Source organism: Allobranchiibius huperziae (genome assembly GCF_013410455.1).
In the GTDB taxonomy this organism is placed as follows: domain Bacteria; phylum Actinomycetota; class Actinomycetes; order Actinomycetales; family Dermatophilaceae; genus Allobranchiibius; species Allobranchiibius huperziae.
Genome location: NZ_JACCFW010000001.1, coordinates 993852 through 1013676, shown reverse-complemented (window position 1 = coordinate 1013676; position 19825 = coordinate 993852). Strand labels below are relative to the sequence as shown.

Below are 19825 nucleotides of genomic sequence, written 5' to 3'. Positions count from 1 at the left end.
CTCAGCTCTTGCGCTTGGCCGAGCTCCCTGCGCCCCCCGACCGCGCCGTCGCCGCCTTCTTCTCCTGCTTGTTCTTGGCGCGCCGCTGCGCGCGCGGCAGCTGGGAGTCCTTGTCGGCGATCCGGCCCGACTCGTCGACCAGGTGGGCCTCGGCGCGGCCGGACTCGTTCGGCGCGACCAGCGTCATCTGCTCCTCGGACTGCTTGGGCAGCGACGCCTCCAGCTCCTGCGGATCGACCTCGACATGGAAGACGCTCTGGACCGACTCCTCCTTGATCCCCTCGTTCATCGCCGCGAAGATCTCATACCCCTCGCGCTGGTACTCCACGAGCGGGTCGCGCTGCGCGAACTGGCGCAGGTGGATGCCGTCCTTGAGGTAGTCCATCTCGTAGAGGTGCTCGCGCCACTTGTGGTCCAGCACGGAGAGCACGACGCGGCGCTCGACCTCACGGGTGACCCGCTCGCCGAGCTGCTTCTCCCGTGCGTCGTACGCGTGCTGGGCATCCGAGCGCAGCTCCTGGCCCAGCACCTCGGCGGTCAGCCCGGACCGGCCGCCCACCTCGTCCTCGACCTCGGCCAACGTGACCGACACCGGGTAGAGGTCCTTGAGCGCGGCCCACAGGGTGTCCAGGTCCCAGTCGTCGGCGAAGCCCTCGGCCGTCGCGCCGTCGACGTACGCGTCGACCACGTCGTTGACGAAGTGGCGCATCTGCCCCTCCAGGTCCTCACCCTCGAGGACCCGGCGACGGTCGCGGTAGATGGTCTCGCGCTGACGGTTCAGCACGTCGTCGTACTTGAGCACGTTCTTGCGCTGTTCGAAGTTCTGGCTCTCGACCTGGCCCTGCGCGCTCTGGATCGAGCGGCTGACCATCTTGGACTCGATGGGCACCTCGTCCTCGCCGTCGGCGCCGACCATGAACCGCTCGACCAGCTTGTTGTTGAACAACCGCATGAGGTCGTCCTGCAGCGAGAGGTAGAAACGGCTCTCGCCCGGGTCGCCCTGGCGCCCCGCGCGACCGCGCAGCTGGTTGTCGATCCGGCGCGACTCGTGGCGCTCGGTGCCGAGCACGTAGAGACCGCCGAGTTCGAGGACTTCCTCGTGCGCCGCCTTCACCGACTTCTCGGCCTTGGCCAGCGCCTCGTCCCACGCGGCCTCGTACTCCTCCGGCGTCTCGGCCGGGTCCAGGCCCTTCTTCTTCAGCGCTGCGACCGCGATGAACTCTGGGTTGCCGCCCAGCATGATGTCGGTGCCGCGGCCGGCCATGTTGGTGGCCACGGTGACGGCACCCTTGCGACCGGCCTGCGCGACGATCGCGGCCTCACGCTCGTGCTGCTTGGCGTTGAGCACCTCGTGCGGCACCTTGCGGCGGCGCAGCTGCTCGGACAGGTACTCGCTCTTCTCCACGCTGGTCGTGCCGACGAGGACCGGCTGGCCCTCCTTGTGGCGCGCCACGATGTCTGCCACGACCGCGCCGAACTTCGCCTTCTCGGAGCGGTAGATCAGGTCGGACTTGTCCTCGCGGATCATCGGCTTGTTGGTCGGGATGGTGAGCACGCCGACCTTGTAGATCTGGTGCAGCTCGGCTGCCTCGGTCTGGGCCGTACCGGTCATCCCGGCGATCTTGTCGTACATCCGGAAGTAGTTCTGCAAGGTGACGGTGGCCATCGTCTGGTTCTCGTTCTTGATGTCCACCCCCTCCTTGGCCTCGATCGCCTGGTGGATGCCCTCGTTGTAGCGACGTCCGGCGAGCATCCGGCCGGTGTGCTCGTCGACGATCAGGATCTCGCCGTCGATGACGACGTAGTCCTTGTCGTTCTTGAACAGCTCCTTGGCCTTGATCGCGTTGTTGAGGTAGCCGATCAGCGGGGTGTTCTCGGCCTCGTAGAGGTTCTCGATGCCGAGCAGGTCCTCGACCTTCTCGATCCCGGGCTCCAGGATGCCGACGGTCTTCTTCTTCTCGTCGACCTCGTAGTCGCCCTTGCGGACCTCGGTGGGGTTGTTGGGGTCCTTCTTGGGCGCCCGGGTCAGCTTGTCGACGATCCGGGCGAACTCGACGTACCAACGGGTGGCCTCGTCGGCGGGTCCGCTGATGATGAGCGGCGTCCGCGCCTCGTCGATCAGGATCGAGTCGACCTCGTCGACGATCGCGTAGTGGTGCCCGCGCTGGACCAGCTCCTCCTGCGACCACGCCATGTTGTCGCGCAGGTAGTCGAAGCCGAACTCGTTGTTGGTGCCGTAGGTGATGTCCTTCGCGTACTCCACGCGACGCTCTTCCGGAGTCATCGACGCCAGGATGACGCCGGTCTCCAGACCGAGCGCGCGGTGCACGCGGCCCATCAGCTCCGACTGGTACTCCGCGAGGTAGTCGTTGACGGTGACGACGTGCACGCCCTTGCCCGACAGTGCGTTGAGGTAGGACGGCAGCGTCGCGACGAGCGTCTTGCCCTCACCGGTGCGCATCTCGGCAACGTTGCCCATGTGCAGCGCGGCGCCACCCATGATCTGCACGTCGAAGTGCCGCTTGCCGATGGTGCGGCGGGCAGCCTCGCGGACCGCGGCGAACGCCTCGGGCAGCAGGTCGTCGAGGGTCTCGCCCTCCTCGAGCCGCGCCTTGAACTTGTCGGTCTCGCCACGCAGTTCGGCGTCGCTGAGCTTCTCGAAGTCCTCCTCCAGGACGTTGACCTGGTCGGCGATGGCCTGCAGCTTCTTCAACAGGCGGCCTTCTCCGGCGCGAAGGACCTTCTCGACTACTTTGGGCACGAAAGCTCCTCGTGAGTGGGCATACCGCCGTCGAGTTTAGGGCCCTGTGCTGCGCGCCACTAAATCGATGTGCGTCTGATGTGCAACGGCTGGTTGAGTGGCATCGTGCCCCACCTTCCCCACGACGTGCCCCTCCTGGTCGACGGCGACCTCACCCTGCGCGCCCCGCGCGTCGACGACATACCCCGGATGACGCAGGCGTGCCGGGATCCCGGCGCGCGGGCGTGGCTGAGATTGCCCGAGCCGTACGAGGAGTCCGACGCCGCAGACTTCATCGCCGCGACGGAGCGTGGCCGCCTCGAGGGCGCCCGCATCGAGTGGGCGATCGAGGTCGCCGGCCGGTGGGTCGGCAACATCGGGCTGCACGACCGGCGCGGCGACACCTTCGAGGTCGGCTACATGGTGCACCCGGACGCGCGCGCGACGGGGGTGTGCCGGCGGGCGCTGCAGTTGCTCGCGTCGTACGCGTTCGACGAGCTCGGGCTGTCGGGTCTCACCTGGCGCGCCGCACGGGGCAACTTCGCCTCCCGACGGGTGGCCTGGGCATGCGGCTTCGCCGTGGACGGCATCTGGGACGTGCCGCATCCGGTGTCCGACGGCGCCTCGGTCGACGGGGTCTGGGTGGGTCACCTGCGCGCCGGCGAACCTCGGCGGCCCCGGCACCCGTGGTACGACCCGCCGGTCCTGGACGGCGGCCGGTTCCTCCTACGCCCCTGGCATGGCGACGACGTGCCGCGTCAGGGGCCGGACGAGCAGAGCGAGCGGTTCATGATGGGCAACCAGCCCGCCCCCGCGTCGTACACCACCTGGCTGCTGCAGCGGCGGGAACGGATGGCCGAGGGCGACGCCGTCTGCTGGTGCATCGTCGACCCGGACCTCGACGAGCCCCTCGGACACATCGCGGTGCAGCACCTGCGAGCCGTCATGACCCTCGGGAGCGGCCGGGTCAGCTACTGGCTGTATCCCTCGGCGCGGGGTCTCGGCATCCTGCAGGAGGCTCTCGATCTGGTGATCGCCCATGCGTTCGCGCCGTCGACCGACGACTCCGGGGCATCGGGGCTCGGCCTGCATCGACTGCAGGCCGGCACCGACATCGAGAACCGCCCCTCGGCGCGCGCGCTGCGCCGGGCCGGTTTCCGCCAGGTGGCGAACGAACGTGCCGTGCTCGCGCGCCCCGGCGCCGCACCGTCGGGCGCCCTCACGTTCGAGTTGCTGCAGGGCGACGACCGGCTCGCACAGAACATCGAGCCCGCCGTGGTCCCGACGCTGCGCACGGCGCGGCTCGTGCTGCGGCCCTGGACCGTGCAAGACCGCCCCGGCGAGGACGTCGAGCTCGACCGGGCGGCGCTGCGCTACATGCCCGCCGGCGCCCAGCCGACGCACTCCACCTGGGACGAGTGGTACCACCGACGGGCCCGGCAGACCGACGAGGGGCAGGTGATGTGGTGCATCGCCGACGCCCGCACCGATCAGGCCCTGGGCGCCGTCACCCTCTTCGACCGCGCCGGACCGGTGCGCGACCGCGCCGAGATCGGCTACTGGCTCTACCCGGACGCACGGGGCCGGGGGTACGCCGCTGAGGCGATCGACGCCGCGTTGGCCCACGGCTTCGCGCCACCGACCCAGGACGGCCTGGGCCTGATCCGCATCGACGCGGACACCGACGCAGAGAACGTCGACTCCCAGAAACTGTTGCGGGACAGGGGATTTCGCGAGTGGGGGCATGCCCACGCCGACTACACCCGCACGGACGGCTCGATCAGCAACAGCATCTACTTCGAGTTGCTCGCTGCGGACTACGAGCCGACCAGGTCCTGATACTCCGGGTGCCTGGTCACCCACATCCGCACGAAAGGGCACTGCGGCACGATCCGGGTGACCCCGCGAGCGCGCAGGTCGTCCAGGGTCGCGCGGGTGAGCTGCGAGGCGTGGCCCCGACCCTCGTGGCGCGGGTCGATCTCGACGTGCGGCAGCAGAACGGCTGCCCCGACCTGCTCGAAGTCGGCGACACCGATCCGTTCGTCGCCGAGGTAGGCCTCGTAGCGACTGCGCTCCTCGTCGCGGCGGACGGTCAGCTCGCTCATCGTGTCTCCTCCATGCCTGGCCCGGTCACTCTGTCCAGATCCAACCAGTCGGCCATCTGCTCCAACTGTCGCCCCAGGGCTCGCCGGGCGGCGACGTCCGCGTGCACCTCCCAGTGCACCCCCTGCACCAGCAACGCCCCCGCCGCCCTATCCGCCTTGAGATCGACCCGGCCCACCAGCCGGTCGCCGAAGAGGAAGGGCAGCACGTAGTAGCCGTGCACCCGCTGCGGCGCCGGCACGTAGATCTCCAGCCGGTAGTGGAAGTCCCACAGCTTGTGCGTGCGATCCCGCTGCCAGATGAGCGAGTCGAACGGGCTGAGCAGCGCCTCGGCGTGCACGGCACGGGGACGCGCGGCGTCGACGTGCAGGTAGGCAGGGCGATTCCAACCCTCGATCGTCACCGGCTCCAGCTCTCCGGCGCCCACCAGCGTCTCGAGAGCGGGCGCCGCCTGCTCCGGGCTGAGCCGGACGTAATCGCGCAGGCACTGCACGGTGGCGATGCCGTGGGCTCGCGCCGCGATCCGCATGAGTTCCACGAACGCCTCGGCCGGAGCGGGCCGGGAGGCCGGATCCGCCGCGGCGCGCTGCGTCGGCGGAAGGACCCGGCGTACGGCGTCGTAGCGCCGCTCGAACTGCGCGGTGCGCCCCGCCGAGCTGATGTCACCGGCCCAGAACAGGTGCTCCAGCGCGTTCTTCACCAACGACCAGTTCCATCCCCAGTGCTCGGTCGGGCGCACCACGTCTGCGGCGAGTCGTGCCTCGCACTCGCGGGTGGTGAGCGGGCCGTGCCCCTGCACTTCGGCGAGGACCTGCGCCACCAGATCGGGGTGGTCGCGGGCGACCCGACGCATCCCGCCCCAGGCGTCGGCATGGGCCCGCTGCATCCGGAAGTCCAGCAGGGGCCAGGTGGCCGGAGGGATCAGGCTGGCCTCGTGGGCCCAGTACTCCACGAGCCGGCGCGGCGCGCGGTCACGGGCTCGGTCGAGCAGATCGCGGTCGTACGCACCGAGTCGTGAGAAGAACGGCAGGTACTGACTGCGCACCAGCACGTTGACACTGTCGATCTGCACCACACCCACGCGGTCGATGACCCGTTGCAGGGACCGGGTGGTCACCGGACCGGCAGGTCGCAAGCCGTGAAAACCCTGCGCGGCCAGCGCGATCCGACGGGCGGACGCAGCGCGCACCACTCTGGGCGCCGCGCTCGAGGACATGAGGGGCATTGTGCCCGTCGGCACCGACGGGCCGGCTACTTGCGTTCGTTGGAGTCGACCAGCCCGGTGGAAACCGCCCACAGGGTGGCCTCGACCCGGCTGTTCAGATCGAGCTTCTCCAGGATCTTGCGCACGTGGTTCTTGACCGTGTTCTCCGCGATGAACAGCTCGGAGGCCACCTTGCGATTGGAGTGGCCGGACGCGACCAGTACGAGCACCTCCCGCTCCCGGCGGCTGAGCGTGCCCGCCGCCGAGTCCTCGATCGCGGCGCGCAGTGCGCCCGAGACGGCCAGCGGCAGCACCAGCGGCACCAGGGGCGCGGAGATCCATCCCCCGCCGGCGGACACCGCCCGCACCGCAGCCTCGAACTCCTCGGCTCCCGCGTCCTGCAGGAGCAGCCCGGCCGGGCCGTGCCGCAGGGCGGCCCCGACGGCGAACGGCTCGGCCGGACCGACGAGCAGGATGATCTTGGGATGGTCCGGGTCGGTGGCGAGGGCGCGCAGCGCGGCCGCCAGCCCGGGCAACTCCGGTTGCACGAGAACGACGTCCGCGGGCCTGGCCGCCGACAGCTGGTCGCCGTCGGCGGCCGAGGCCACCACCTCCATGCCGTGTTCCTGGAGCACGGCCGCGATCCCACGCCGGTAGATCGGGCTGGCGGCGGCGACCTGCACGGTGATTCGCTGGTCGCTCACGCTTCCAGATTGTGCCTCAGACGGTGGCCGAGACCCCCGGGGTTGGCGAATTTGACGAGTTCGGATCCTCGGCGGCGACTTCGAGCTGGATGACGCCGTAGGACCAGCCACGTCGCCGGTAGACGACGCTGGGTGTGCCGGTGTCGGCGTCCTGGTAGAGGTAGAAGTCGTGGCCGACCAGTTCCATCTCCCGTAGGGCCTGGTCCACGCCCATCGGCATGCTGCGGTGCACCTTCTCCCGCAGTTCGATCGGGCAGTCCTCGTCCCCGCCGAGGGCGGCGACGTGGGGTGGCAGCGGATCGGGATGTCCGTCCAGTTGCGCGGGTCCGCCCGGCCCGGAGGTGTCCGACCAGTCGGTGAGGGCCGCCGTGGCCCGGGCGACCGAGACGGGGACGCGCCGCCCCCGGTGCACCCGTCGTTTGTCGTGCTGGCGTCGCAGCCGCTCCCCCAGCCGGGTCGCCGCCAGGTCCAGGGCGGCGTACTCGTCATCGGCGCTCGCCTCCGCCCTGATGACCGATCGCTTGGCGTAACAGGTGATCTCGATGCGTTGTGCTTCCTTCGCCTGGCGGGGGTTGGCCTCGTGCGTCACAACCACCTCACAACGGCCCACGGCCGGGTCAAGCTGCGGCACCTTGGCCAGCTTGTCCTCGATGTGGCGCTGAAAACGCTCGGGCACAGCCACGTGACGTCCGGTCACACTGATCTCCATGAACGACCTCCTGATCGCGATGCGGGGCAGATCCTGGTGGCGGGCCGGACCGGTCAGGCCGACGGATCACCCCCACGCGAGGAGGGGCGGGGCAGAGCGGCGGCACGTAGCGTGCCGACAGTGCGCTCCATCCCCTGACGGTAACCGGCCCGGGGGGTGGCGGCAATGGTGCAAGCAACGACGTGGGACGCCCCCGCGGACCCCAGAGCCCTGGCCGCCTCGACCAGGGTGGACCCGGTCGTGACGATGTCGTCGAACACGATGACCACGCGTCCGCCGATGAGCGGGTCGACGTCGTCGCGGACCCGCATCGCGCCGCTCAGGTTGCCGGCCCGCGCAGTCGCATCGAGGCCGGCCTGATCCCGGGTCCGGCGCGTGACCCTCAGCAGCCTCACCGGCGGCGGGAGCACGCCGTCGTGTCGCGCGAGCGCCCGGGTCACCAGGTCCCACAACGGATCTCGGCCTCGGGTTCGCAAGGCTCGCGCGGACGACGGGACGGTAGTGACCGCCAGAGTGCCGGCGAGCATCGCGTCCCTCACCGCGGAGTCCTCGTGCAGGCACCCGCAGAGCGCACCGCGTACGAACGGCGCGCAGCACTGCACGAGATCCGGGCGGTCGTCGTCCTTGTAGCAGCGCAGCACCTGTGCGAGCACTCCGGCGTAGATGCCCTGTGCCCAGGTCGGCGGGAAGCCCTCCGGCTCCGGGCTCGGCCGCACCCGGATGCTCACCGGCCCCAGTGCCGCGGACAACTCCCCCGCACACCCGCCGCAGACGCGTGCGCCGGCCGCGTCGCATCCGGCGCACCGGCGGGGTGCGACCAGATCCAGCAGTTCCTCCACCCAGCGCATCGCACCAGGAGATCAGCGCTCAATCACGGTGTCCGGTCCCGGCCGACACGGGTGTGGACGGGGCAGCCGGGTCGCAGGGGATGTGGACCGGCTACGCCACGGGTGCTCAGGTGCCGGGTGCGGCGAGGTCGTCAGCGCCGGGGATGCGCGCCCAACCGGCCCCCTGACGGGTCCAGACGCTGCCGCGGTGATCCAGCACGTAGATGTCGTCGGTGCCACTACCGCCCGACACGACGCTCTGCACGCCGAGCGGGGCGGAGAACATGTCCGGCTGCCCGCTCAGCGGCACCAGCGCGATCTCGTCCGCCCCTTGGGTGTGACCCTTCTCCGGTGTGGTGGCGCCGAGGACGCCCAGGGTCACGTCGTCGAGCCATGCGACGTCCGCATACGACGCGAGAGCCACCGGCATCGTCACGGGCGTGCCGATGCCGATGGGAAAACCTCGGGTGTCCCGCAGCAGCCCCGCCACCTGGACAGACGTGCGGCCCTGCCCGTCTCGTACGACCATGGCCACTCTCGCGCCTTCCGCGGACACCTTCAGCGCCAGCACGACCGACCGCCCGAGCCACGGCACCGACAGCTGACGAGCCGTCACCCGGGATCCTGCAGCGGTGTCGACGGCCCACACACCCCCGCCGGACGGCGCCGCGCCGCGCCGCGGGGTGCCCGAGATGCCCGCGACGAGGGCGGTGCTGCCGGTGAAGGTCGGCCGGGTCAGGTTGCCGGCGAACGTCGGCACCACGTGGAAGCTGCGTTTCACCCACACGCCCAAGGAAGCGCGGTCGATCGACAGCGCCGCGATCGCATCGCCAGAGGTGTCGGCGCCCAGGTCGTAGTACTTCGAGGAGATCGCCGGCAGTCGCACGGTGTTCTCCCCGGACTCCCCGGAATCCCGCAGCGGACCCGCGGGCCCCGAGCCCTGCCAGGACAGGACCGATCCGTTGCGCGTGATCAGCGCCGCGCTGGGGGAACCGGCGACTGCATAGCCCAGGTCCGCCGCGGTCGCCGGCTGGGCGGGCAGGTGCGGGGCGGCCACCCGGTTGCCGCCGGCCGTGAGTTCGACGCGCGTCACCGACGGAACGACCATGACGGTCGAGTTCACACCGGTGAGCGACGCGGTCATGGCGGCCCACAGCGCCGTACGAACCGTGCCGTCCGCCCTCTGGGCCGAGGCTGTCAGGTCGATCGAGGCGACTCCGGTGTTCGGATCCACCGGTACGGCGTTGATCGCGAGGCCGATGTGCGACTGGTTCGGGGTGCGCAGTGCACCCTGCAACCAGGTCGGCGGCGCGGCGAGTACGGCGCGGGCGACGGCGGTCGCCAGGCCCGCGGCGGGATACCACTGCACGTCCGGGACGAGCACCCTGGACGTCGCGCTGGGGTAGTAGATGCGCTGCGGGGTGTAGACCTGGGAGAAGTTCACGTTGCTGATCCACGGACGGAACCCGGCCGGCAGGCTGCTGATCCGCCACTGACCCCCCACCCTGGTCACTCCGAACGACGCATCGATCCTGCTGTTCGGCTCGCGAGCGGTGATATGACCGGTCGTGTCGAGGACGGCCTGCTCCGCCGCCGACACCCGGACTCGGCCGGATCCCTGCTGCGTGACCTTGAAGTCGGAGTCGCTGGTGGTGATGACCGCCCCCTCGGCCGACTGCCACTTCGCCGACGCCGTCGAGGTGAGGAACTGCCGCGCCACGCCGTAATCGTCGTCGAGGCTGGCCCCCGCTACGAGGAATCCCGTGACGACGTCCTCGGCCGACTCGCCGTCGTACGGACCGATCGGCTGCACGTCCACGTGGGGCACGGCGGCGTTGCTGATCGGCTGCTCTGCATGGACGGTGCCGGTGGCCGCGAGGCCCGCACAGCCTGTCAGGGTGAGCGGGAGCAGCAGCGCCAGAGTCCAGCGTGCCCGGGTGCGACCCGGGGTCACGACCGGTCCCCCTCCATTCGGGTGATCTCGGCCGCCGCATACGTCGTGGACCCCGGTGCCGTCCGGGTCCCGATGGTGAGGCTGTCCGCCTGCGGCATGATGCGGCCGACGGCGGAGTCGTCCGGCGCCAGGTTGAGGGGCGAACGGGCAATGGGGACACCGGTCTTCGCGGGCAGTGTCAGCCGGAAGCAAGCGCCCTGGCCGGGCTCGCCCCAGGCCTGCAGCCAGCCGTCGTGCAGGCGTGCGTCGTCCAAGGAGATCGAGAGCCCGAGACCGCTGCCGCCCGTCGTTCGGGCACGGGCGGGGTCGGCGCGCCAGAACCGGTTGAAGACGCGGGCCGAGTCGCCCGGCGCCAGCCCGACGCCGTAGTCGCGCACGGACACCGCGACCGCGGTGGAGTTGCTGCCGACCGTGATGTCGATGGGCCGGCCCTCGCTGTGCTCGATCGCGTTGCTCACCAGGTTGCGCACGATGCGCTCGACCCGGCGCCGGTCCATGGGCGCGACCGCGGGCCGCCGTCCGTGCACCCGCAGGCGGGTGTGGTTGCGAGTGGCGAGGGACTCATACCCGTCGCAGACCCGGCGCACGATGTCGCGGATGTCGACCGGTTCGTCCTGCAGCGAGCTCGCGCCGGCGTCGAAGCGGCTGATCTCGAGGAGGTCGGTGAGGAGCGTCTCGAAGCGGTCGAGCTCCCGGTTCAGCAGTTCCGCCGACCGCGCCACGGGTTCCGCGAAGTCGGCGCGCCGGTCGTGGAGCATGTCCGCAGCCATCCGGATGGTGGTGAGCGGCGTCCGCAACTCGTGCGACACGTCGGAGGTGAATCGCTTCTGAAGGGTCGACAGGTCCTCGAGTTGTCGGATCTGCCGCTGCAGGCTGTCCGCCATGGCGTTGAAGGACGTCGCCAGCCGCGCGAGGTCGTCCTCGCCGCGCACCGGCATCCGTTCGTTGAGCGCACCGTCGCTCAGTCGTTCGGCGACGTGTGCGGCGGAGCGCACGGGCGCAACCACGAGGCGGGTGACCAGGTAGGCGAGCGACGCGAGCATCAGGATCAGCAGGATGCCGCCGACGGCGAACGCGCTCTTGACGATGCCGAGGGTCTCCTCCTCGGTGTCCATCGGGTAGACCAGATAGAGGTCGTACACCCCGGCGCCGGGCACGACCACCTGTGACCCCACCATCACGGCGGAGATGTGGCCTGTGCCGATTCCACTCCCGTTCTCGACACCGTTGATGTAGCGCGGCACGTAGCGCGGCACGGTCACGATCTGGGTCTGCTGGTGCGTCGGGTCCTTGGCGACGGCCTCCTGCATCGCCTTCGGGACGACGGTGTTCTTGGGCCCGGTGCTCTGCTTGCTCAGGCGTTGGGTGACCGGGGCCAGACCCTGCTCGAAGATGACCCGTCGGGACAGGTCGTCGCCAGGAGACGCCACTGACTGGACGGTCTGCCGTACGAGCGATTCCAGCGAGGCGCGGTCGGGCTTGTCGTTGGCGCTGAAGTAGCCCTGCGCGACGGCCCGCTTGGACAGCGCGTCCTGCTCGGCGGAGTGGACCTTGTTGTCCATCAGGCCGTCGGCGATCCGCTGGTACATGTAACTGCCCAGCACGAAGGTGAGGAGCACACCGGCGGTGACCGTGATGGTGATGACCCTGGCGTGGATGGAGCGGCGCCAGGTGCGGCGTACGAACCTCCAGGCACGACCCGCCCGAGAGCGCCGCGCACCGGTCACCAGCACCAGCTCGCTCATGGGGCGCCGGCCGCCCGGGCGTCGTCGCCGGTCATGCCGGACCCGCCTTGTAGCCCACCCCGCGGACCGTGAGCACGATCGTGGGGTTCTCCGGGTCCTTCTCGACCTTCGACCGCAGACGCTGCACGTGCACGTTGACCAGCCGGGTGTCACCCGCGTGGCGGTAACCCCAGACCTGGTCCAGGAGCACCTCGCGGGTGAAGACCTGCCACGGCTTGCGGGCCAGCGCGACCAGCAGGTCGAACTCCAACGGCGTGAGCGAGATGGCCTCGCCACCGCGGGTGACCTTGTGGCCGGACACGTCGATGTCCAGGTCGGCCAGGGTCAGGTGCTCGGTCTCCGGCTCGTCGTTGCGGCGCAACCGCGCCCGCACGCGGGCGATGAGCTCCTGCGGCTTGAACGGCTTGGTGATGTAGTCGTCGGCCCCGGACTCCAGCCCGGCCACCACGTCGATCGTGTCGGTGCGCGCGGTCAGCATCACGATGGGCACCACGGACTCCGCACGGATCGCCCGGCATACGTCGACACCGCTCATCCCGGGCAGCATCACGTCGAGCAGCACCACGTCGGGCGAACTGTCGCGGAACGCCTGCATCGCCTTGGCGCCGTCTGCGCAATGGCTGGTCTGCAGACCCTCCCCGCGCAGGATGATGCCGAGCATCTCCGCCAGTGAAGGGTCGTCGTCGACGATCAACACCTGTCCCCGCATGGGCATCGAGCAGATCTCCCTCTGGTATGACGACGTAGCGGTCAGTTTCCCACATTGCGAGACGAGTCCCGACGAGGCCGGTCGAGTCCACCACCTGAGATGCCAGGACCACGTGCGGCCACCCGGGAGATCGGTGATCTCCCGGGTCGCTCTTCACGTGCAGAACTTCGTGGGGCGACTCAGTAGCGGTAGTGCTCCGGCTTGTACGGCCCGGCGACGTCCACGCCCAGGTACTCGGCCTGGCCCTTGGTCAGCTCGGTCAGGTGCACGCCGAGCGCGTCCAGGTGCAGGCGCGCGACCTTCTCGTCCAGGTGCTTGGGAAGCACGTAGACCTGCTTCTCATACTCGCCGGGCTTCGTGAACAGCTCGATCTGCGCGATCGTCTGGTTCGCGAAGCTGTTGGACATCACGAACGACGGGTGGCCGGTCGCGTTGCCCAGGTTCATCAGCCGGCCCTCGGACAGCACGATGATGCTGTTGCCCGAGGGGAAGGTCCACTCGTGCACCTGCGGCTTGATCTCGGTCTTGGTGATGCCGGGGACCTTGGCCAGGCCGGCCATGTCCAGCTCGTTGTCGAAGTGACCGATGTTGGACACGATCGCCTTGTTCTTCATCTTCGACATCTGCTCGGCGGTGATGACGTCGTAGCAGCCGGTCGTGGTGACGTAGATGTCGGCGATGTCCAGCACGTCGTCGAGACGGGCGACCTGGAAGCCCTCCATCGCGGCCTGCAGCGCGCAGATCGGGTCGACCTCGGTGACGATGACGCGGGCGCCCTGACCGGCGAGGGACTGCGCGCAGCCCTTGCCGACGTCGCCGTAGCCGCACACCACGGCGACCTTGCCGCCGATGAGGACGTCGGTGGCGCGGTTCAGCCCGTCGATCAGGCTGTGCCGGCAGCCGTACTTGTTGTCGAACTTGGACTTGGTGACCGAGTCGTTGACGTTGATGGCCGGGAAGAGCAGCTCACCCGCGCGCGCCAGCTCGTACAGGCGGTGCACGCCGGTGGTGGTCTCCTCAGTGACGCCGCGGATGCCCTCGGAGATCTTGGTCCACTTGTGGGGGTCGGTCGCGATGGTGGAACGGACCAGGTCCTTGAAGACCGCGAACTCCTCGGAGTCCGCCTCGGTCGTGGCGGGCACGGCGCCGGCGAGCTCCCACTCGCGGCCCTTGTGCACCAGCATCGTGGCGTCGCCGCCGTCGTCCAGGATCATGTTGGGACCCTCGCCGCCGGGCCAGGTGAGGATCTTGTCGGTGCAGGCCCAGTACTCCTCGAGCGTCTCACCCTTCCAGGCGAAGACCGGGACACCCTGGGGGTCCTCGGCGGTGCCGTTCGGTCCGAGGACCGACGCCGCGGCGGCCTCGTCCTGGGTGGAGTAGATGTTGCAGGAGGCCCAGCGGACCTCGGCGCCGAGCGCGGTCAGCGTCTCGATGAGGACGGCGGTCTGCACCGTCATGTGCAGGGAGCCGGCGATGCGCGCGCCCTTGAGCGGCTTGCTGGCCCCGAACTCCTCACGCAGCGACATGAGGCCGGGCATCTCGTGCTCTGCCAGGCGCAGTTGGTGACGGCCCGCTTCGGCGAGGCCCAGGTCTTTGACCTTGTAGTCGAACGACATGGTGCTCGTTCTCCTTCCGCCACGGCAGCAGCCATGGCTGATCGAATGTGGTCGATGAATGGACCCGGCGCGCCCTGCTGGGCTGCGTGGCACGGGTTATCACCCACGCCGGCACTCGCGATTCTACCGGTGAACGACCATCGCCCACGACCGGAGCGGCACGATCGCGGCAGCGCGCGTTCTAGCCCGCTCGGCCCCGAACGCGAGTGTCACCGTCCCCGCCTCCGTTGTTATGGCCCGCTCGGCCCCGAACGCGCGCCATTTCGGGTGCATGTGATCGCACGCAAGGCCGCTGTCGGTGGTCGGTGACTGTATATGAACATGAGTTCGAACGCCGCGGTGCTGACGCCGCCCGACCCGCGCACCACCCTGTCGCGCGTGGTGGGCCGATTGAACTCCGCTCACGCAGATCTGGTGTCGCTGGTCGCGCAGGTCATCGACGACGACTCGTGGGCGCTCAGCGGCATCCGCTCTCCCGAGCACTGGTTGACCTGTTACGCGGGCCTGTCGCACGGCGACGCCGCACGCGTCACCGGCATCGCGCGCCGCACCCGGTCCCTACCGGAGCTGGCGCGCGGGCTCGACGAAGGCGAGCTGTCGATCGGGCAGGCGGCGGTCATCGCGAAGTACACCCCCGACGGCTTCGACGACGCGGTGGTGGAACTGGCCCGGCACGCCACAGTGACCCAACTTCGCCGCGCACTCGGGCGGTACGAGTTCGCGCCCGCGGCGCCCGAGGCGGACTCTCCGCCCGAGCGCCACGACCCGTTCGACCCTGCGGTGGCGCGCCCACAGCTGTCGATGCAGACCCGCGACGGCCGCTTTCACCTGACGTACGACGCACCGGCCGACATCGGCGCTCTCGTGCTGCAGGCGATCGTCGAGGCCAAGGACGCGCTCTTCCTCGCCGGTCAGCCGCGCGTCACGATGGCCGACGCCCTCACCGAGGTCGCGACCCGGTCCCTCGAGGCCGGAGCCGAGCTCTCGGGCGGTCGAGCCGGCAAGTTCCGGATCTACCTGTACCTGGACACCGTGGGCCGCGGGTGGGTCACCAAGGGCAGCTCGCTCCCGCGTCACCTGCTGCGCAAGTGGACCTGCGACGGACTGGTCCAGCCGGTCTGGGAGACGGAAGGCTCGCCGGTCAACGTCGGACGTGCCCAGCGGATCGTGCCGCGACGCACTCGCCGTCTGGTGGAGGACCGCGACGGCGGATGTCGTCACCCCGGATGCTTCGCTACCCACCACGTCGAGTGTCATCACGTGACGCACTGGGCGGACGGCGGCGACACCGACCTCAACGGTCTGATCAGCCTGTGCCCCTACCACCACGACCGGCACCACTGCGGGGACTTCGCGATCGAGCCGGTGCAAGGTCGCCCTGGCCGGTTCCGATTCCTCGACCGCGGAGGCGTCCCGCTCGGGCCGGTGCCCGGGATCCCGCCGGATCCCGGCATCGAGGCCGGCGCGGCCCCGTACCGCGGAGCATCCGGCGAAGCTCTGCATCCGGACTGGGTGCGGTTGGGCCGGAATTCATCGGCCGCCGAGGCAATGGATTTCCGACGGATGTGGCTGCTCGCCGGCGGCACCGGTGAACCGCCCGATCTCGACGTGCACGAGGATCCGGACATCAGGTCGATCGAGTCCGGACGTCCACATCTTGCGCTGGCTACAGTCGACGGTATGAGCGATGACACCCCGCAGCACCCGATCCCCGACGAGCTGAAGATCGACGTCGACCAGGACAAGCTCGCCAAGTGGGACGCGGTGAGCGAGGAGTACGCCGGGGAGGGCGATGAGGAGAAGCACCGCCCGGTCTTCACCGACGACTCCACCACTACGGGCCGGGAGACCGACGGCAGCTCCCAGGATCAGGCCGGCGACGCCACCGGTATCGGCATCAAGGACGACCAGGAACGCCCGGACGAGGACGAACCCGACCCAGCCGCCACCGACGCGTGAAGGAGACACCATGTCCGACTGGAACGCATCGATCATCGAGGAGTTTCGCGACAACGGTGGCACGGTGAGCACCAACGGATTCGGGCGGGCACTGGTGCTCGTGCACCACATCGGTGCCAAGTCCGGCGTCGAACGCATCAACCCGGTAGCGGCGATCCCGCAGGACGACGGCTCGTGGTTGATCGCGGCATCGGCGGCCGGCGCTGACAGGAACCCCGACTGGTATCACAACCTGCTGGCGCATCCGCAGGTCACGATCGAGAAACCCGACGACGGTGGCGGGACCAGCACGGTCGCGGTCACCGCGGTCGACACCGCCGAGGGGCGCGACGCGGCCTGGGCGCAGTTCACTGCGATGTCGGATGGCTTCAAGGGGTACGAGGCGAAGACGAGTCGGGTCATCCCCGTGCTGCGTCTCGTGCCACGGTCCGCGGACTGACTAGCGCCACCCCGGCTGGAGCGAGCGGTAGACCCCGGTCCGCAGCTCGGTCGCCCAGAACGACAGGCCGGGCATGCCGGCGTCGACGGCCACCTGGATCTCGGCCTCGACGTCGTAGGGCACCCGCACGAACTGCAGCCCGAAGGGCCCCGGCACGTCGCTGGCCACGGCTCCCTCGAGGACGGCATACGACGGGGTGGGCTCGTCGAGCGCGTTGCCCACACTGCCGACGTTGAACAAGGTCCGGCCCTCCCGCACGCTCAGGTAGGCGTCGTGGATGTCGCCGTAGCCGACCACCGTGGGCACCGGACCGGATCCGGTGAGTGCGGTGCTCGCGAACATCCCGTCGAACTCGAGCGGTGAGAGGTCAGCGAACACCTTGGTGTGCACGTCGGCAGCGCTGGCGTGCAGAAGTCGCACCCGTCGACCGCCGACCACGAGGTCGTGCGACAGCGGCAAGGTGCGTAGCCATGGCAACTGATCCGGTCGTAGCTCCTCCCGCCACCACCACTGGGACGGATCGCGGTACTGCGGCTGTTCGGCAGGTAGGAAATCCTCCCAATTGCCCCGCAGGTTGACCTCGCAGACCTCGCGGCACAGGTCGGCCGCCTGCTGTCCCCGTGGGCCCTTCCCGACGAAGTCGCCGAGGTTGACGATGCGCGTGATGCCCCGGGCGGCGATGTCGTCCAGCACTGCGCGCAGTGCCGTCAGGTTGCCGTGCACATCGGAGATCAGCGCGATGCGGTCCACCGTCATCGCACCGGCGCGATGTCGAGGTCGGGTTCGAGGTACATCACCAGTCGCAGGTCGGGCGCGCTTGCCCGGGCTCTCTCCTCGGCCGCGTCGATGGCCCGCGCGACGTCGGCGCCCGTGTCGGAGGCACCGACCGCGATCTTGGCGGCGACCAGCAACTCCTCCGGCCCGAGGTGCAGCGTCTTGGCGTGGATGACCCGGTCGACGCCCGGGGCGCCCTCGATCGCCGCGACGATCGCCCGGGCGACGGACGGACTCGCGGACTCCCCCACGAGCAGCGATTTGGTCTCGATCGCGAGGACGACGGCGACGGCGACGAGCAGCAGGCCGATGAGGCCGGTGCCGGCGGCATCCCAGTACGAGCTGCGGGTCAACACCGAGAGCACGACGCCGAAGAGCGCGAAGACCAGCCCGACCAGCGCCGCGAAGTCCTCGAGCAGGATCACCGGGAGCTCGGGCGCCTTGGCCCTGCGGATGAACTGCAGCCAGGAGGAATCGCCGCGGTGCGGGTTGCTCTCGCGGACCGCAGTACGGAACGACAGACCCTCCAGCACGATCGCCGCGAGGAGGACCACCACCGGCACCCACCACCAGTCCTGGCCGAAGCCCGGCCGCTCCCCTGTGCCCGCGTGCGCCTCGTGCGCCTTGTGATAGGCCTCGTAGAGGGCGAAGAGACCGCCGAGGCTGAAGAGCACGATCGAGACGACGAAGCCGAAGACATAACGCTCGCGGCCGTAGCCGAACGGGTGCTCCGGGGTGGCCGCCTTCTTCGCCCGCCGACCGCCCACCAGGAGCAGCAGCTGATTGCCGGAGTCGGCGAGGGAGTGGATCCCCTCGGCGAGCATCGAGCTCATCCCGGTGAGGGCGAACGCGATCAGTTTGGTGATCGCGATGCCGAGGTTGGCCCCGAGCGCCGCGATGATCGCCTTGTTGCCACCCTCGCTCGACATGGGCGCAGTCTAGGTGCGGGTCAGTCGTCGAACTCCAGCCCCAGCAGGGCGTTCTCGACGACCTCGGCCAGCGCCGGGTGGATCCAGTACTGGCCCCGGGCCATCTGCGGCACCGTCAGCCCGAAGGACATCGCCTGGATCGAGGTCTGGATCAGCGAACTGGCGTCCGGGCCCAGGAAGTGCGCGCCGATGAGCAGCTTGGTCTTCTTGTCGGCGATGAGCTTGACCAAGCTGGTGGTGTCCTCCATCGCCCAGCCGAACGCGACGTCGCCGTACTTCTGCACCTTGACCGTGATGTCGCGACCCGTCGCTCGGGCCTGTTCCTCGGTCAGCCCGACCGAGGAGATCTGCGGGTGGGTGAAGACCGCCTGCGGCACGAAGCGGTGGTCGAAGGAGTGCAGGTCGTGCGGATGCGCCAGGTTGTGCGCCACGATGCGCGCCTCGTGGTTGGCCACGTGCTTGAGCTGGTAGGGCGAGCTCGCGTCGCCGAGGCTCCAGATGCCCTGGGCCGACGTGCGGCCGTGCGGATCGACGACGATCCGGCCGTCCGGGTAGGTGTCCACGCCTGCGACGTCCAGGTCGAGCGAGGGCGAGTTCGGGGCGCGTCCGGTCGCGACGAGCAGCACCTCGCCCCGCACCCGCGTGCCGTTGCCGAGCGTCAGCTCGACGCCGCCGTCGACTGCCTCGGCGCGCTCCAGAGGAGAGCCCAGGTGCACGTCCCACTTCTGCTCGGCCTGCTCGGTGAACGCCGCGGAGATGTCGGCGTCCTCCTTGGTCAGCAGTTGCTTGCCGCGCGCGACGATCTTGACGGCGACGCCGAGCGCGGAGAACACGTGAGCGAACTCGGCGGCGATGAACCCGCCGCCGAGGATGACCATCGATGACGGCAGCTGCTCCATCCGCATCACCGTGTCGCTGGTGTGGAACGGGACGCCGGAGGCGGTGATCTCCTCGGGGACGACCGCGTGGGTGCCGCTGGCGAGCACGATCTGGTCCGCCGAGACCTCCTCCTCGCGACCGTCGACGGTGACCGTCAGGGTCTTCGGACCGGTGAACCGGCCCTCCCCGAGGTACGCCGTCGTGTTGGCCCCGTTGACCCGGTAGTCCTCGCCGCCCTGGGAGATCGGGTCGATCCGCCCGAAGATGCGGTCGCGGATGGCGGGCCATCGGATCCCGTCGACGTGCGCGTCGACGCCGTACCGGCTCGCGTCACGGACGGTGTCGGCCACCTCCGCCGCGTAGACGTACATCTTGGTCGGGATGCACCCGACGTTGAGGCAGGTGCCGCCGAACAGTCCCTTCTCGATGATCGCAACGGACTTGCCGTCGAAATCGGGGGTGACGAGAGAGTTGCCCGAACCGCTGCCGACGATGGCCAGGTCGAAGTGAGTCACGGTCTCAGCGTAGGGCGGG

The 19825-nt window shown here is 69.7% G+C and carries 16 protein-coding genes; 3 read left to right on the top strand and 13 right to left on the bottom strand.

The genetic code is table 11. The annotated features are described in order from the left end of the window. Window position 1: 1 nt before the first annotated feature. Entirely contained in the window at window positions 2-2761 is a 2760-nt protein-coding gene (gene secA / locus HNR15_RS04805) for a preprotein translocase subunit SecA (protein WP_179479585.1), read from the bottom strand. 105 nt (window positions 2762-2866) lie between these two features. On the opposite strand from secA, the gene HNR15_RS04800 reads away from it, so the two are divergent. Beyond that, window positions 2867-4579: a GNAT family N-acetyltransferase gene (locus HNR15_RS04800; protein WP_179479583.1), complete on the top strand. Its 1713-nt coding sequence runs from the start codon at window positions 2867-2869 to the stop codon at window positions 4577-4579. Here HNR15_RS04800 and HNR15_RS04795 read toward each other — a convergent pair. The 9 genes from HNR15_RS04795 to ahcY all read right to left on the bottom strand — a co-directional run bounded on the left by HNR15_RS04795 (window position 4558) and on the right by ahcY (window position 14311). Continuing rightward, window positions 4558-4845, bottom strand: a complete 288-nt coding sequence (locus HNR15_RS04795) for a GNAT family N-acetyltransferase (protein ID WP_179479581.1) — start codon at window positions 4843-4845, stop codon at window positions 4558-4560. The genes HNR15_RS04800 and HNR15_RS04795 overlap by 22 nt on opposite strands. Next, the gene (locus HNR15_RS04790) at window positions 4842-6059 is read right to left on the bottom strand and encodes a winged helix-turn-helix domain-containing protein (RefSeq protein ID WP_179479579.1); all 1218 of its coding nucleotides are present in this window, start codon (window positions 6057-6059) and stop codon (window positions 4842-4844) included. The genes HNR15_RS04795 and HNR15_RS04790 overlap by 4 nt, the downstream gene beginning before the upstream one ends. Before the next feature lie 35 nt (window positions 6060-6094). Further along, window positions 6095-6751 carry a LuxR C-terminal-related transcriptional regulator gene (locus HNR15_RS04785; RefSeq protein ID WP_179479577.1) on the bottom strand — a complete coding sequence of 219 codons (657 nt, stop codon included), beginning with the start codon at window positions 6749-6751 and terminating at the stop codon, window positions 6095-6097. Window positions 6752-6767: 16 nt separating this feature from the next. Then, complete coding sequence (hpf, locus tag HNR15_RS04780) at window positions 6768-7460, bottom strand: ribosome hibernation-promoting factor, HPF/YfiA family (RefSeq protein ID WP_179479575.1); 693 nt, start codon at window positions 7458-7460, stop codon at window positions 6768-6770. 53 nt (window positions 7461-7513) lie between these two features. After that, complete coding sequence (locus HNR15_RS04775) at window positions 7514-8308, bottom strand: ComF family protein (protein ID WP_179479573.1); 795 nt, start codon at window positions 8306-8308, stop codon at window positions 7514-7516. A gap of 106 nt (window positions 8309-8414) precedes the next feature. After that, on the bottom strand, window positions 8415-10241 hold the full coding sequence (locus HNR15_RS18775; protein WP_179479571.1) for an LpqB family beta-propeller domain-containing protein: 1827 nt from the start codon (window positions 10239-10241) through the stop codon (window positions 8415-8417). Continuing rightward, window positions 10238-11986, bottom strand: a complete 1749-nt coding sequence (mtrB, locus tag HNR15_RS04765) for an MtrAB system histidine kinase MtrB (protein ID WP_179479569.1) — start codon at window positions 11984-11986, stop codon at window positions 10238-10240. Before mtrB ends, HNR15_RS18775 begins: the two co-directional genes overlap by 4 nt. Window positions 11987-12017: 31 nt before the next feature. Further along, window positions 12018-12695 (bottom strand): MtrAB system response regulator MtrA, encoded by a 678-nt coding sequence (mtrA, locus tag HNR15_RS04760; protein WP_179483592.1) that lies wholly within the window; start codon window positions 12693-12695, stop codon window positions 12018-12020. A 179-nt stretch (window positions 12696-12874) separates the two neighbouring features. After that, on the bottom strand, window positions 12875-14311 hold the full coding sequence (gene ahcY, locus HNR15_RS04755; protein ID WP_179479556.1) for an adenosylhomocysteinase: 1437 nt from the start codon (window positions 14309-14311) through the stop codon (window positions 12875-12877). Window positions 14312-14632: 321 nt separating this feature from the next. On the opposite strand from ahcY, the gene HNR15_RS04750 reads away from it, so the two are divergent. Both HNR15_RS04750 and HNR15_RS04745 read left to right on the top strand, forming a co-directional pair. Beyond that, on the top strand, window positions 14633-16270 hold the full coding sequence (locus HNR15_RS04750) for an HNH endonuclease signature motif containing protein (protein ID WP_179479555.1): 1638 nt from the start codon (window positions 14633-14635) through the stop codon (window positions 16268-16270). 10 nt (window positions 16271-16280) lie between these two features. Beyond that, window positions 16281-16709, top strand: a complete 429-nt coding sequence (locus HNR15_RS04745; RefSeq protein ID WP_179479554.1) for a nitroreductase/quinone reductase family protein — start codon at window positions 16281-16283, stop codon at window positions 16707-16709. Here the strand turns inward: HNR15_RS04745 and HNR15_RS04740 are convergent, their stop codons facing one another. Genes HNR15_RS04740 through HNR15_RS04730 form a run of 3 tightly spaced genes read right to left on the bottom strand, consistent with a single transcriptional unit; the run spans window position 16710 to window position 19806 of the window. Further along, the gene (locus HNR15_RS04740) at window positions 16710-17465 is read right to left on the bottom strand and encodes a metallophosphoesterase family protein (RefSeq protein ID WP_179479553.1); all 756 of its coding nucleotides are present in this window, start codon (window positions 17463-17465) and stop codon (window positions 16710-16712) included. After that, window positions 17462-18412, bottom strand: a complete 951-nt coding sequence (locus tag HNR15_RS04735; RefSeq protein WP_179479552.1) for a cation diffusion facilitator family transporter — start codon at window positions 18410-18412, stop codon at window positions 17462-17464. The genes HNR15_RS04740 and HNR15_RS04735 overlap by 4 nt, the downstream gene beginning before the upstream one ends. Before the next feature lie 20 nt (window positions 18413-18432). Continuing rightward, complete coding sequence (locus tag HNR15_RS04730) at window positions 18433-19806, bottom strand: mycothione reductase (protein ID WP_179479551.1); 1374 nt, start codon at window positions 19804-19806, stop codon at window positions 18433-18435. Window positions 19807-19825 lie beyond the last annotated feature (19 nt).

Excerpts from the sequence above, each read along its gene's own strand:
- mtrB (WP_179479569.1), bottom strand. The coding sequence starts at position 11,986 with ATGAGCGAGCTGGTGCTGGTGACCGGTGCGCGGCGCTCTCGGGCGGGT.
- HNR15_RS04745 (WP_179479554.1), top strand. The coding sequence starts at position 16,281 with ATGTCCGACTGGAACGCATCGATCATCGAGGAGTTTCGCGACAACGGT.
- mtrA (WP_179483592.1), bottom strand. The coding sequence starts at position 12,695 with ATGCGGGGACAGGTGTTGATCGTCGACGACGACCCTTCACTGGCGGAG.
- HNR15_RS04735 (WP_179479552.1), bottom strand. The coding sequence starts at position 18,412 with ATGTCGAGCGAGGGTGGCAACAAGGCGATCATCGCGGCGCTCGGGGCC.
- hpf (WP_179479575.1), bottom strand. The coding sequence starts at position 7,460 with ATGGAGATCAGTGTGACCGGACGTCACGTGGCTGTGCCCGAGCGTTTT.
- HNR15_RS04740 (WP_179479553.1), bottom strand. The coding sequence starts at position 17,465 with ATGACGGTGGACCGCATCGCGCTGATCTCCGATGTGCACGGCAACCTG.
- HNR15_RS04790 (WP_179479579.1), bottom strand. The coding sequence starts at position 6,059 with ATGTCCTCGAGCGCGGCGCCCAGAGTGGTGCGCGCTGCGTCCGCCCGT.
- HNR15_RS04775 (WP_179479573.1), bottom strand. The coding sequence starts at position 8,308 with ATGCGCTGGGTGGAGGAACTGCTGGATCTGGTCGCACCCCGCCGGTGC.
- HNR15_RS04795 (WP_179479581.1), bottom strand. The coding sequence starts at position 4,845 with ATGAGCGAGCTGACCGTCCGCCGCGACGAGGAGCGCAGTCGCTACGAG.
- HNR15_RS04750 (WP_179479555.1), top strand. The coding sequence starts at position 14,633 with ATGAGTTCGAACGCCGCGGTGCTGACGCCGCCCGACCCGCGCACCACC.
- ahcY (WP_179479556.1), bottom strand. The coding sequence starts at position 14,311 with ATGTCGTTCGACTACAAGGTCAAAGACCTGGGCCTCGCCGAAGCGGGC.